The organism is Saliterribacillus persicus, from assembly GCF_003337485.1.
GTDB lineage: Bacteria > Bacillota > Bacilli > Bacillales > Amphibacillaceae > Saliterribacillus > Saliterribacillus persicus.
The window spans coordinates 85,080-97,620 of record NZ_QPJJ01000002.1 but is presented as its reverse complement, the minus strand read 5'-3'; the positions used below and the strand labels follow the sequence as shown (position 1 = coordinate 97,620).

The window sequence follows — 12,541 nt, the reverse complement described above, 5'->3', positions numbered from 1 at the left end:
TGACATGCGTACTAAATATTTAACGATCTATAATGAGATCGTAGAAAAAATGGAAGCAGGTATTTATAAACCAAACTCACTTTTAGCATCTGAGCATGAATTAAAAGAGCAATATGATACCTCTAGGGAGACAATTCGAAAAGCATTGAATCTACTTGCGCAAAATGGTTATATTCAAAAAATACGTGGTAAAGGCTCGATGGTTATTGATCGGAATAAATTTGATTTCCCTGTTTCAGGTCTAGTTAGCTTTAAGGAACTAGCTAGTAGTATGGCTGAAAGTCCAGAAACAGAGGTTCATACGTGCGAGCTCATTACTTCAAGTAAAGAGCTAGAGCAACAATTACAGTTGAAATCTAGCGACAATGTTTGGGAAATCATTCGTACCCGCTCTTTTTCAGGCTCTAAAATTATTTTAGATAAAGACTATTTACTAGAAAAATATGTGCCAACCATTACACGTGAACATGCGGAAGATTCTATCTATGCTTATTTAGAAAATGAGCTTAAGCTAGCTATTAGTTTTGCCAAGAAAGAAATAGTTGTCGAGGAGCCGACCGAAGAGGATCGTGCATTATTAGATTTAGAGGGATTTCATAATATTGTCGTGATAAAAAATTATGTCTATCTAGATGATGCCAGCTTATTTCAGTATACAGAATCTAGACATCGACCAGATAAATTCCGATTTGTAGATTTTGCTAGAAGACAGCACTAAACGTGGAGAGGTCATCTCTCCACGTTTTTTTCATGCTTTCATTAACAAATAAATAAAATAAGGTGTACTTAAAATGGCTATAATCACACCAACCGGTAACGCTGTTGGTGAAAGTAAATTGTTCGCAATCATATCTGCTGTGATTAATATGAAGGCGCCAATAAGTGTGGTCAAAGGGATCATATATTGATGAAGCGGTCCAATCATTCTTCTCGCAATATGTGGCGCAACTAAACCTAAAAAGGCAATTCCTCCACCAGCAGCAACCGAAGCACCAGCTAATGCGACGGCAAAAATGAGTAATATTCGGCGTTCCACTTCCACATTTGACCCTAATCCAGAGGCAACTTCATCACTCAAGTGCATAAGGTTTAATGTACTTGCTTTTAATAGAACAAGTGGCACTAAAATAATAATCCATGGAGCTAATGCATAGACAAAGCTCCAATTGGCATTCCAAATATCACCTGTTAGCCACACGGTGACTTGACGAAAGTCCTGGGGGTCCATCTTTAATTGAAAAATTATCAAAATAGCATTAAATCCAGCATTTACCCCAATACCCACTAGTATCAGTCGAATTGGACTAACCCCGCGTTTCCAGGATAGGATGTAAATCAATATTGCGGCGGTAAAGGCTCCTAGTAATGCAAATAGGGGCATAATAAAGATAGAAAGCCCTTCTGACATAGACATCGTATTTTGAAAAAAGAAGATAAATAATACAATGGCAAGACCAGCACCAGCGTTAATTCCCAATATTCCAGGCTCAGCTAGGTCATTTTGTGTGATACTTTGCAAGACCGCACCTGAAACAGCTAAGCCAATTCCGATTAATATGGCAAGTGTAATCCTAGGTAACCTGAATTGGAATAATACAAGCTCCTGTTGCTCTGTGCCATTTCCAAGTATCGTTTGCCAGACTTCTAACGGCGAAATAGTTATAATGCCAAGGTTTAAGCTTAAAAGACTACTACAGACGATCGCTATAAGAAGTATGATAGATGATAAAATAAATTTTTTTCTTAGCTTTGCTTTAGCTGTCATGCTTTAGCTACCCCCTTTCCTCTAGCTAGATATAAGAAGAAGGGCACGCCTATAATGGAGGTGATTGCTCCGACTGGTGTTTCAAATGGTGCATTAATCATTCTTGCTACGATATCAGCATTCACAAGTAAGATACCGCCTAACACACCAGATATTGGAATGATCCATCTATAATCATTTCCGATTAAAAATCGAGTAATATGTGGAATAATAAGTCCAAGAAACCCAACTGCACCGGCTGTCGTTACTGCTGCGCCAGTGAGCATAAATACCGCAATAATCGCGACTATTTTAATAAGGGTGTTATTTTGCCCAAGCCCGGTAGCAATGTCTTCACCAAGACTTAAGATTGTAAGTGATTTTGAAATCGTTAAAGCTAAAACAACGCCAATAATTCCAGCTATAAACAAGATATAAACAGCATTCCATGTCGTATTAGCAAGTCCACCTGCAATCCAAAAGCTTAATTGCTTTTCAAGCTGAAAATGTAGTGCGAAAATAGAAGAGAGTGATTGAACCAGTGTTCCAATGGCAACACCGGCAAGTGCTAATTTAACTGGTGTTAAGCCTGTTTTTGAAGCGGAGCCAATAGCAAATACAATGATAACGGTAAGCCCAGCTCCAACAAAAGCCGCTAGTGTTTGCGTTAAAGTTGTAGCCATTGGTAAGAATGCAAGTACCATAACTATGCCAAATGCTGCACCATCTGTTACACCCATAATCGAAGGCGAGGCTAGCGGATTTCTAGTCATGCCCTGCATAATAGCGCCTGACATAGCTAAAAAAGCCCCAACAAGTGCGGAACCAAGTCCTCTTGGTAACCGAATTTCTTGGATCACTTGATGGGAGGTATTAGCTGAATCAAAATTAAATAAGCTTTGCCATACCGTTAAAAGATCTATATCTGTTGCACCATAAGCAATTGATACACCAATCGAAAAAACCAATAAAAAAAGTCCGCCAAAAAGCAGTGCCGAGCTTCTTTTATGCTTAGTCTGAATCGTATTATCCGTACGTTCCATTAAAAAGTTCCTTTCGTAGCAAAAAAGAATTTTTCATCTATTTAAAAATAGTGTGTTTTAATTTCGCTATAAGTATATAGGAAAGTATATCGGTTTAATCTTAATACATCAATATTTTCAGAATGCTTGACATCATAATTGAAAATGAATATCATCATCATTAGAGAGAACACCAAGGAGGCAATCAAATGCGTACAATTAAACAATCGATTTTTCTTCTAGCCTTATTTGCATTATTATTTCTTGTTGCATGTGGAAACGAAGAAAATAACGAAGAGAATACTAGTAATGAAGAAACAAATGAAGAAGAAAATGTTGAAGAAGGGGAAGCTGAAAGCAGCGAGCCAGTAACTATGGAAGATGCAAACGGAGAGGTAGAAATCCCGGCTAACCCTGAGAATATTATTGCACCATTTATGGAAGATGCTTTAGTGGCATTAGATGTAACACCAGCAGCGCAATGGGCAATTGGTGAAAGTGTGCAGGATTATCTACAAGATGATTTAGAAGGTGTCGAGAAAATCGAATGGAATTTACCTGTAGAACAGGTATTAAGTTATAATCCAGATTTAATCATTGCAAGTACACTTGATTCAATGGAAGGTCAGCTTTCTGATTATGAAAATATTGCACCAACCTATGTTTTTAAACCTGAAGATCATGCGGATTTCCGCACCCAATTAACATTAATTGGTGAAATGTTAGGAAAAAAAGCAGTAGCTGAAGAAAGACTTGCAGCTTATGACGAAAAGGTAGAAGCAGCTAAAGAAGAAGTTTCTGAAGCGGTAGGAGACGAGACAGTTGCAATTATCTGGGTGACAGGTGATCAATACTTTATGCTTGAAGAAGATCGCCATGCTGCCAGAGTTGTTTATGAAGGTCTAGGCTTAGCACCTTCAGCTCTTACAGAAGAATTAGGAGAAGCGGGTGAAACATGGGATCCGATCTCTCTTGAAAAATTATCAGAATTAGATGCAGATCATGTTTTCTTACTAGGAGAAGATGGATCTGAAGGGCTAGAAACCTTAAATAACAGCTCTGTATGGCAAGGAATTAATGCGGTAGAAAATGATCAAGTATATCGTTATACAGATGCAAGTAACTGGACAAATAAAGGTGTCATTGCATTTGAAAAAACGATTGATGAAGTACTCGAGTCATTAGTGGAATAGAAATAGATAATAACAGGTTTCTCTAGTGCTTATATAAAAAAATGACCACTAAATTGCATAGCAGTTTAGTGGTCATTTTTTTGATTGAAGCAATATACTTTTATTAAGTAGCTATAATTAATCTACAGTTCTTTTCAGTTTATTAAATGGAAATATATTGATTTATACCTCCCGTTTTAGATATAATTAGTACCAGATAATAACACCAACCATAAAAAGGGGTGGAATGAATGATTGGAACAAGAATAACGGCTATTGGGACATATGTTCCAGAAAAAAAGTTAACAAACTTTGACCTTGAGAAAATGGTGGATACAAATAACGACTGGATTATTCAAAGAACAGGAATTAAAGAACGTAGAATAGCTCGTCCTGATGAGTTTACAAGTGATTTGTGCATTTCAGCTGTAAAAGATCTAATGCAAAGATACAATAAAAATCTTGATGACGTAGATATGATTATTGTGGCAACTAGCACACCAGATTTCCCATTCCCATCTGTCGCAAGTATCATACAGGAGAATTTAGGTATAAAAGAAGCAGGCGCCATCGATTTAAGTGCAGCTTGTGCTGGGTTTGTTTACGCACTACACACAGCACACAGTTATATTGCAGCTGGGCTTCATAAAAAGGTTTTGGTGATTGGGGCAGATGCACTTTCAAAAATCACAGATTATACGGATAGAAGTACATGCATCATATTTGGAGATGGAGCAGGTGCAGTATTAGTTGAGAAAGACGAAAGTTCCAAATCTTTTATTGGTTTCCATTTAGGAAGTGATGGAAGTGGAGCGCAACATGTATATCGCATCGGGCTATCAAAAAAGGTAAATGATACAGAACTATTAGATACACAATACCTTGTCCAAAACGGTAGAGAAGTTTTTCGTTGGGTTGTAAGGAATGTTCCTGATAATATTAGAAAAATGTTTAAAAAAACTAAAACGAGTTTAAATGACGTGGATTGGTTTATTCCTCACAGTGCAAACCTACGATTAATAGAGCCAATATGTGAAAAATTGGATTATCCAATGGGGAAAACATTATACAGTTTAGTAAACTTTGGAAATACCTCTGCCGCTACAATCCCTTTAGCGCTTGATCTTGGTATTCGTGAAGGGAAAGTGAAAAATGGGGACAGAGTTCTAATGTACGGTTTTGGTTCTGGTTTGGTTCACGCTGGGCAACTATTAGAAGTGAATTTTGATGAAGTGAAGAATGAATCAAGATTTCTATGATTTTTTAAACAAGAATATTCTACGAGAATAATGAATTAAGCTTTATTTCTTATTTAGCTAAAGGTAGTTTTAGTTGAATAGAAAAAGATAAGAAGCTAAATTTCAATAACGGGTTCTTATATCTATCGCTAACATATAAAATACGGCTTTAAATGACTACTAAATTTAAAATCAGGTTAGTAGTCATTTTTATACCTTCATTTCGTTTTTAATTAATATTCATCAGTAAAAAAATAAATAACTGTTAAAAGACCATATGGATATTTATGTTAAAATTATAGTGAAAATTGAAAAGAAATATACTTAGATTAAAGTCACAGGTTAATGGAAGAGTCCACATTTTAACATTAAACTAATATACGAGATAAGGAGGAGGTTTGATGTTATCTTGGGTTTCTTGGATTGCATTGGGACTTATTGTAGCTGTATTAGTTTATGCAATTTTTAACATGTATTTTAAAAAACAGATAGGCATGTATATTGCTGCGGTCTGTCATCTTGTTTTAGGGATTTTGTCACTTCCATCAATTGGATTATATGTCTTAGGATTAGCGGTTCTTGAATTAATCGTAGGAATTGCAATGACTGTAGAATATCGTCGTACACAGACTAATTAACGGTGTGTTTCTTCAAAAGGGGGATCTTAAATGAGTAACAATCGGAATACGTATTCCTCTAATATAAAAGTTATTATTACTCAACTTCAAAAGGAGATTACAAGAATAATAGAAGAAGATTTGGTTGGTTTTTATATTCACGGTTCTTTGGCGATGGGAGGATTTAACCCAAAAAGTAGCGATATTGATTTATTGGTAATCACAAACAAGCCTATTACAATTCAAACTAAAAGGAAATTAGCAAAGTTTCTTTTAATGTGTTCTAATTCCCCATATCCAGTTGAAATTAGTTTTCTATATAAGGAACAATTAAAAGACTGGAAACATCCTTGTCCATTTGATTTTCATTTCAGTGAATTCTGGAGAGAAAGGTATGAAAATGATCTATTAAAGGGAACATACAAATTTCTTAATGGAGATATTAACACTGATACAGATTTAGCAGCTCATATTACTATAATTAATAATAGAGGAATATGTGTAGTAGGTACACCAATTAGTGAGGTTTTCCCACTAGTTCCACAGTCGGATTATACATCCTCAATAATGGGTGATTTTAAGGATTGTTTAGAAAATATTGAAGATGACCCAATATACTGTACATTAAATATGATCAGAGTGTTTTGGTACCTAAAAGAAAGAGTGATTTCTTCAAAGCTAGAAGCTGGTAACTGGGGTGTATTAACATTCCCCAAAGAGTTGAGCATTACTATTGAAAAAGTGGTCAATTGTTATTCTAATTGCAAAGATGCTTATGACTTTGAGAAGGATGAACTTCTGTTGATAAGGAATTATATTTTGGAAAATATTCAGAAGTTATTAAACGAGAAGCGTTTACTTTAACAGGGAGTCTTCGATAAATTTTGAATTTGAAAATGTAAACTAGCGATTGTTTACATAATTCGAGAAAGGCTGTGAAATTCTTTGAGAGGTTCAAAAGCAATGCTATTTGATTTAGATGATACCTTACTTAATAGGGGTAATGCAGTAGATAAAATGTTTTTCATTATTTTAGAAAAGTGTTATAGCGATGTTAAAGATTCAAAGAAAAGTGAAATGCTACAAAAATTCAAAGAATATGACAATAGAAGCTATGGAAATGGTGATAAAGCAAAAGTTTTGGAGTCGTTTTTTGATGAATTTCCACCAGTATATAGACTGCCACGCAGTGACCTTCAGGGTTTTTGGAACGTTAATTTCCCCCATTGTTTTTCAGCAGACCCAAATACTATAAAAATCGTAAATGGTATAAAGAGGCATGTTAAAGTTGCAATTATTACAAACGGTTCAACTCAGAGACAAAAGGCTAAAATTATAAACACTAATTTAAATAGTTTGTTTGATAATATCATTATTTCTGAGGAAGTAGGATGTAGTAAACCTAATAAACGCATATTCGAATTAGCCTTAACTAAGATTAATGTGTTACCAGAAGACACTTTATTCGTTGGAGATGACATAGAAAAGGATATTGGTGGTTGTCAAAATGCAAATATAAAGGGAATATGGTTTAATCCTCATAGGGTAAAGAATGATACCGAAATAAAACCATATGCCGAGATCAATACTTTTGATAGATTATTAAGTTTTTTACATAATAAGTAGTTGTTTTAATTCACGATTTTTTAAATGGACTATCAAAAATAAATATACATTTTTGATAGTGATTACATGGTTTCACTTCAATTCTCCAGTTTTCTGTACTGCGTAAAGGATTGATTATATAAATAAAGCTAGAGAGGAAAATCAGATATGTTTAAAGATTTAAAAGGTGAAGCAGATATGTCACCAATGGTAGGAATATTTTATTCTGCTGTGATTGAAAATAGCCAACGATTAAGGTTTATTACTGCGGGGATGTCATAAGAAGAATTAGATTATAAAGGACCAACTAACAACTTTAATAGTACCGCCCAGTTAATTAGACATATCATGTATGTTGACCTTAATTGGGTTTATAGAATAAAAAAACAGCCAATTCCTGATTCTCTAAAAGATCAATATGGACCCATGATAGATACAAATAATAGACTTCCAATAATCAAAGGGAAGTCTTTAAATACCCTTATATCTGAATATGAAGGAGTATTAAATAAATTTGAAGATATATGTAAACAATTAGCAGATGCCGCACTAGATAAAGTTGTCACTTTTGGCCATGAAAACGAAAAGCAAGCTACGATTCGATGGGGAATATGGCATATGGCTGATCATAGCCGCTACCATCAAGCTCATATTAATCAGCTTAGAAAGTGGTATAAAGAAAAAACCTTTCAAACGAAGGTGTAAATACTACAAAATAGGCTTTGTGTTTTTTCAATTTAATTCACCAAAAATCTAAGATGAATTTTAAAAATTTAGCTTCATTTTTGCCTATGTATAGAAGTGGTATTAGGTATGAAAAAATTTTTATCCAATTTAATAAGTGCTGTTTTTATAGCAATTTTGGCATTTCTTGTTTTGCAAATTTTAATCACTATAATCCTCAATATGGTAACTGAAAATGAGCACGAAAAAGAACATAGAGGTGGACAGCAGCAAATTGAGGAAACTAAGGAAGTAATCACCTTTTATTGATAAAATTTAAATGGAATTTCATCCTAACGAAGCAGCCTATTCAATGAAGAACATTGTTCGTGAATAAGATTTGACGGTGGGAAGTGAGTTTGTTGGAAATCTTAATCAGTTTTAGTATAGGGATTTTGTTTTTAGCGGTTGGTTTTATTGATTTCTTCATTCGTTCTAAAATGAATCGGATCATTAGATTTATCATAAGATTTATTATCATATTTATCGGTACGGGATTTTCTTTATATGCTTTATTAAGGCTTTTCGTATTAGTCTCTTTTTAAAGTAAACAGGTACGAATACTGAAAAAGGGTATTCGCCTTTTCTTGTTGAAGTTAAGAAGAGTTAAAAAATGAATAGGAAAGGTGAATGCTAAAATGTTAAAAAGCAAGGCACTCTTTATTGTAGCCTTAATGCCTGTTCTGATAAGTTGTTCACAAACGGATGAAGAGTATTTGATAGAAGGAATTATCATAGAAATCAACGAAAACTCTGGAAATGTTGAAGTAGAAGGATCGATGACTTTGATTAAATCAGCAACTTCAAAAGAGGCAGTTGGTAATAAAACGGAGTCAATGATACATACAATTCGGGTTTCAAATCCAGAAGAGTATAATGTAGGGCAAAAAGTTAAGGTAAATGTTTTCAGTAACTATGATGAAGATGTTTGGGATGTAAATCGGTTAAAATTCGAAGTAGAAGAGGTTGGTTAGATTTCGCAATTTAACGGGTACACCCTCTTGATGAAGACTTCCACCTAGAAGATAAAAATTTTATAATTTCTTAGTTCATGAAGGGGTATATTATTATGTTTAATGAGGATGAAATCACGACTCTTATAGATGAAGATGATTGGATGATGGAAATATTAAAAGCTGCTAAGTCATTAAATTTATCAGATTGGTGGATCTGTGCGGGCTTTGTTAGATCAAAAGTTTGGGATATTTTACATGGTTTTAGTGTAAGAACACCGATACCTGATATTGATGTAATCTATTTTGATCCGACAACACTTAGTGAATTAGAAGAAAAGAAGTCAGAAGGTAAACTCAAATCTCTTTTACCAAATATTCCTTGGTCGATAAAGAATGAAGCCAGAATGCACCTTAGAAATAATGTTGAACCATACTCTTCTTCTGTTGACGCCATTTCAAAGTTTCCAGAAACAGCAACCGCATTGGGAGTAAAGTTAGATGACTGGAATCAAGTTATATTAACAGCTCCTTGTGGAATTAGTGATGTTGTCAGCTTGATAGTAAAACCGACTCCATATTTTCTTGAAAACACAGACCTATCATTAATTTACAATCAGCGTATTATTAAAAAAGATTGGAAGGCTACTTGGAATAAGTTAATCATTCATCAAATATAAACCTTGATCTTTAACTGAGGGTGAGATAGAGCAAGAAGCTAGGTGCTTGCCCTTTCGCACCTACTTATTGTAATACCGGGCAGGATTGTTAAAAAAGAACTGAAAATTAGTCATTAAAAAGAGGAGGAATTTTATGGGGAGAAGTGAATCACAAATTTACACACCACCAAAACACATAGTTTCGGCTGCCACTATTGTTCTCAATGAGGATAAGGAAATTCTATTAATCAGGGGACCCAAAAGAGGCTGGGAAATGCCAGGTGGGCAAGTTGAAGAAGGTGAGTCTTTAAGCGATGCAGCAATAAGAGAAACTAAAGAGGAGTCAGGTATTGATATTACAGATTTAATATTTTGTGGAATATTTCAAAACGTGAAAAAATCAATTTGTAATTCATTGTTCTTAGCTAAACCAGTTGGAGGGAAATTAACGACTTCACCAGAGAGTTTGGAAGTTGGGTTCTATCCTATTGAGCAGGCTTTGGAAATGGTAACTGTGGGGAATTTCAGACAAAGAATTGAATATTGTTTGGATGAAAATACTCACCCTTTCTATATAAAATTTTAATATTTTGAAATTCTTTATAGAATGAGTGATGGGAGTGTTGATGAGATTAGAGTTCCTATGCTTATTAAAGTAACAGTGGGAATTCTTTAAGAAAGATATTAAATAAGTTAACAAAAAGGCAGGGAATTATGGACAAGATATTAAATAAGATAGCTAGATTTGCCAGCAGTAAAAAAAGGAAAATCATAATTGGTATCTCGGGGCATGGTGCTTCTGGAAAGACAACGTTTGCAAATAACCTTATAAAATTATTAGGACATAGTGATGTTAATTATATTAATACTGATCCATATATTATCGGCTCATCTAATATTAGAAATTACTCTATGATTAATTATGAATATAAGAATGAAAATCACCAGGGTAAGATGACAGCTTGTCACCCAGGGGCACATAATATACAAGCTTTAGAACGAGACATACATATGATTAGAGATGGATTAGATATTTATACAATAGGTACCCACTATAAAAAGAGTAATTTAATCTCTTCTAAAAACAATGTAAATATTATTGAAGGGATGAGTGTAGCATTTGCTAATCCTAATTTATTAGATTTAAAAGTATACTTATATACGGATGGCGAAACTGAATTTACAAGAAGGTCTTATCGTGATGTTGCTGAAAGAGGAAGAAATATAGATTTTTTAAGACAATCTCATGAAGAGCGTAGAATTCAATATGAATTATTTATGCATCCTTATCATCGAAATTTTAATATTGTATTAAAAAATTCCGATGAAGAGTATTTTCTAGAAAAAGATGACTTAATTTAAATTGTAATTTTTACTATTAAATTAAAAGGTGCATCACTTTAATAGGGAGAGAAAAAATAATGTCTCAATCATTAATTTTTGATATGGATGGAACGCTATTTCAAACGAATAAAATTTTAGAAGTATCTCTTGAAGATACTTTTAACCACTTACGTTCACTAGAAAAGTGGGATGCAGTGACTCCTATTAATAAATACCGTGAAATTATGGGAGTGCCTCTACCAAAAGTATGGGAAACTTTGTTACCTAATCATTCGGCAGAAGAAAGAGAGCAAACAGATGCTTATTTTCTAGAAAAACTAATTGAAAATATAAGAAGTGGAAAAGGTTCTTTATATCCTAATGTAAAAGAAGTTTTTAGTTGTTTGAAAAAGAGTAATTGTTCAATATACATAGCGAGCAATGGTTTAAGAGGTTATTTAAAAGCGATTGTCAATTATTATCATTTGGATAAATGGGTTACGGAAACATTTAGTATCCAACAAATTAAATCTTTGAATAAATCGGATTTGGTCCAGAGTATCATAGAAAAATACGATATCACTAATGGAGCAGTGATTGGAGACCGAATTTCAGATATAAATGCAGCCAAAGATAATGGGTTAGTTTCTATTGGATGCAACTTTGATTTTGCACAAGAAGATGAACTTTCTCAAGCCGATATCGTAATTAACGATTTGAAAGAGCTACAAACAATATTCCCTATATTACAGAAATAGATTATGGAACTAATGATACCTCGTATTTAATAATACAAATACCACTTTGTGCTACTAACTTAGCGTTAGAGTTTAATAAGAAGGCAGACGAAAAGTCAGTCAATCTTTACTCGGAATCTAATTAATGCAAATTGGAACATTATGTTAACATTAAATGTAGATATTGAACCAACCCATCAGATTTCTTAATTAAGCATGCTGTTAATTTCATAGAGAGTGAAGGGGATTGATATAGGTGGATAAAGTTAATATATCTAAAATTTTAGGCGGTCTTTGTGTATTAGTATTATTAGTTTTGATAATTCCGAAATATAATTATTTAGAAAATGTTAGTGGGGAAAGTGAGCTGTTGTTTTTTGGTATAGGTATATTATACTTTTTATTTGGGGTTTTATTGGAGTTAGATAAGTTGTTAGGTGTTCTAACTTCAAGGAAGCTTAGATTTAATTGGAGTATTTTGATACCCACAGTTATTCTAACTCTATTAGTATTTATACCGACTACCAATTGGATTAAATGGTTTGGTACAGGTTCTCATTTTCCTTATAATCCGTTTATCTATTCAGAATTGAGAGCAATACTGACTGTCGTTTGTGGAATTATATTCATTCGTTCATTTGAAAGAGACTAAATTAATAATCTTCAACAAACCGTTAGCTTTCCACGAATAAGGAATGGTTTTCATGTTCAACGATGCAGTTTAGCAGAAACAGCAACAAATGATTAA

The 12,541-nt window shown here is 33.7% G+C and carries 15 protein-coding genes and 1 pseudogene; 14 read left to right on the top strand and 2 right to left on the bottom strand.

Features of this window, described 5'->3' with window-relative positions:
- The first annotated feature begins 4 nt into the window (after nucleotides 1-4).
- Nucleotides 5-718 (top strand): trehalose operon repressor, encoded by a 714-nt coding sequence (gene treR, locus DFR57_RS02620; protein ID WP_114351598.1) that lies wholly within the window; start codon nucleotides 5-7, stop codon nucleotides 716-718.
- Between the two features lie 30 nt (nucleotides 719-748).
- On the opposite strand, the gene DFR57_RS02615 is transcribed toward treR, so the two are convergent.
- Nucleotides 749-1,765 carry a FecCD family ABC transporter permease gene (locus DFR57_RS02615; RefSeq protein WP_114351597.1) on the bottom strand — a complete coding sequence of 339 codons (1,017 nt, stop codon included), beginning with the start codon at nucleotides 1,763-1,765 and terminating at the stop codon, nucleotides 749-751.
- Nucleotides 1,762-2,787, bottom strand: a complete 1,026-nt coding sequence (locus DFR57_RS02610) for a FecCD family ABC transporter permease (RefSeq protein ID WP_114351596.1) — start codon at nucleotides 2,785-2,787, stop codon at nucleotides 1,762-1,764. The genes DFR57_RS02615 and DFR57_RS02610 overlap by 4 nt, the downstream gene beginning before the upstream one ends.
- Nucleotides 2,788-2,975: 188 nt before the next feature.
- Here DFR57_RS02610 and DFR57_RS02605 point away from each other — a divergent pair, with 188 nt between their 5' ends.
- The 13 genes and pseudogenes from DFR57_RS02605 to DFR57_RS02545 all read left to right on the top strand — a co-directional run bounded on the left by DFR57_RS02605 (nucleotide 2,976) and on the right by DFR57_RS02545 (nucleotide 12,445).
- Nucleotides 2,976-3,959, top strand: coding sequence for an ABC transporter substrate-binding protein (locus DFR57_RS02605; RefSeq protein ID WP_170132885.1), 984 nt, complete (start codon nucleotides 2,976-2,978; stop codon nucleotides 3,957-3,959).
- Nucleotides 3,960-4,189: 230 nt separating this feature from the next.
- Entirely contained in the window at nucleotides 4,190-5,197 is a 1,008-nt protein-coding gene (locus tag DFR57_RS02600; RefSeq protein ID WP_114351595.1) for a ketoacyl-ACP synthase III, read from the top strand.
- A 380-nt stretch (nucleotides 5,198-5,577) separates the two neighbouring features.
- Nucleotides 5,578-5,814 carry a hypothetical protein gene (locus DFR57_RS02595; protein ID WP_114351594.1) on the top strand — a complete coding sequence of 79 codons (237 nt, stop codon included), beginning with the start codon at nucleotides 5,578-5,580 and terminating at the stop codon, nucleotides 5,812-5,814.
- Nucleotides 5,815-5,844: 30 nt separating this feature from the next.
- Nucleotides 5,845-6,657, top strand: coding sequence for an aminoglycoside adenylyltransferase domain-containing protein (locus tag DFR57_RS02590; protein ID WP_114351593.1), 813 nt, complete (start codon nucleotides 5,845-5,847; stop codon nucleotides 6,655-6,657).
- A 99-nt stretch (nucleotides 6,658-6,756) separates the two neighbouring features.
- Nucleotides 6,757-7,419 carry an HAD family hydrolase gene (locus DFR57_RS02585; protein WP_114351592.1) on the top strand — a complete coding sequence of 221 codons (663 nt, stop codon included), beginning with the start codon at nucleotides 6,757-6,759 and terminating at the stop codon, nucleotides 7,417-7,419.
- A gap of 147 nt (nucleotides 7,420-7,566) precedes the next feature.
- Nucleotides 7,567-8,103, top strand: a pseudogene (locus DFR57_RS02580) (DinB family protein).
- A 108-nt stretch (nucleotides 8,104-8,211) separates the two neighbouring features.
- Nucleotides 8,212-8,391, top strand: a complete 180-nt coding sequence (locus tag DFR57_RS02575; protein WP_114351591.1) for a hypothetical protein — start codon at nucleotides 8,212-8,214, stop codon at nucleotides 8,389-8,391.
- Nucleotides 8,392-8,759: 368 nt separating this feature from the next.
- Entirely contained in the window at nucleotides 8,760-9,095 is a 336-nt protein-coding gene (locus tag DFR57_RS02570; RefSeq protein WP_114351590.1) for a hypothetical protein, read from the top strand.
- A 95-nt stretch (nucleotides 9,096-9,190) separates the two neighbouring features.
- Entirely contained in the window at nucleotides 9,191-9,754 is a 564-nt protein-coding gene (locus DFR57_RS02565) for a nucleotidyltransferase family protein (RefSeq protein ID WP_170132884.1), read from the top strand.
- Nucleotides 9,755-9,887: 133 nt separating this feature from the next.
- A complete protein-coding gene (locus DFR57_RS02560; RefSeq protein ID WP_114351589.1) occupies nucleotides 9,888-10,319 on the top strand; it encodes an NUDIX hydrolase in 432 nt (143 codons plus the stop codon).
- 128 nt (nucleotides 10,320-10,447) lie between these two features.
- Nucleotides 10,448-11,095, top strand: coding sequence for a uridine kinase family protein (locus tag DFR57_RS02555; protein WP_114351588.1), 648 nt, complete (start codon nucleotides 10,448-10,450; stop codon nucleotides 11,093-11,095).
- 59 nt (nucleotides 11,096-11,154) lie between these two features.
- On the top strand, nucleotides 11,155-11,814 hold the full coding sequence (locus tag DFR57_RS02550; protein ID WP_114351587.1) for an HAD family hydrolase: 660 nt from the start codon (nucleotides 11,155-11,157) through the stop codon (nucleotides 11,812-11,814).
- Between the two features lie 235 nt (nucleotides 11,815-12,049).
- A complete protein-coding gene (locus DFR57_RS02545) occupies nucleotides 12,050-12,445 on the top strand; it encodes a hypothetical protein (protein ID WP_114351586.1) in 396 nt (131 codons plus the stop codon).
- Nucleotides 12,446-12,541: the final 96 nt, after the last annotated feature.

Coding starts and splice junctions, on each gene's coding strand:
- treR (WP_114351598.1), top strand. CDS start 5: ATGCGTACTAAATATTTAACGATCTATAATGAGATCGTAGAAAAAATG.
- DFR57_RS02615 (WP_114351597.1), bottom strand. CDS start 1,765: ATGACAGCTAAAGCAAAGCTAAGAAAAAAATTTATTTTATCATCTATC.
- DFR57_RS02610 (WP_114351596.1), bottom strand. CDS start 2,787: ATGGAACGTACGGATAATACGATTCAGACTAAGCATAAAAGAAGCTCG.
- DFR57_RS02605 (WP_170132885.1), top strand. CDS start 2,976: ATGCGTACAATTAAACAATCGATTTTTCTTCTAGCCTTATTTGCATTA.
- DFR57_RS02600 (WP_114351595.1), top strand. CDS start 4,190: ATGATTGGAACAAGAATAACGGCTATTGGGACATATGTTCCAGAAAAA.
- DFR57_RS02595 (WP_114351594.1), top strand. CDS start 5,578: ATGTTATCTTGGGTTTCTTGGATTGCATTGGGACTTATTGTAGCTGTA.
- DFR57_RS02590 (WP_114351593.1), top strand. CDS start 5,845: ATGAGTAACAATCGGAATACGTATTCCTCTAATATAAAAGTTATTATT.
- DFR57_RS02585 (WP_114351592.1), top strand. CDS start 6,757: ATGCTATTTGATTTAGATGATACCTTACTTAATAGGGGTAATGCAGTA.
- DFR57_RS02575 (WP_114351591.1), top strand. CDS start 8,212: ATGAAAAAATTTTTATCCAATTTAATAAGTGCTGTTTTTATAGCAATT.
- DFR57_RS02570 (WP_114351590.1), top strand. CDS start 8,760: ATGTTAAAAAGCAAGGCACTCTTTATTGTAGCCTTAATGCCTGTTCTG.
- DFR57_RS02565 (WP_170132884.1), top strand. CDS start 9,191: ATGTTTAATGAGGATGAAATCACGACTCTTATAGATGAAGATGATTGG.
- DFR57_RS02560 (WP_114351589.1), top strand. CDS start 9,888: ATGGGGAGAAGTGAATCACAAATTTACACACCACCAAAACACATAGTT.
- DFR57_RS02555 (WP_114351588.1), top strand. CDS start 10,448: ATGGACAAGATATTAAATAAGATAGCTAGATTTGCCAGCAGTAAAAAA.
- DFR57_RS02550 (WP_114351587.1), top strand. CDS start 11,155: ATGTCTCAATCATTAATTTTTGATATGGATGGAACGCTATTTCAAACG.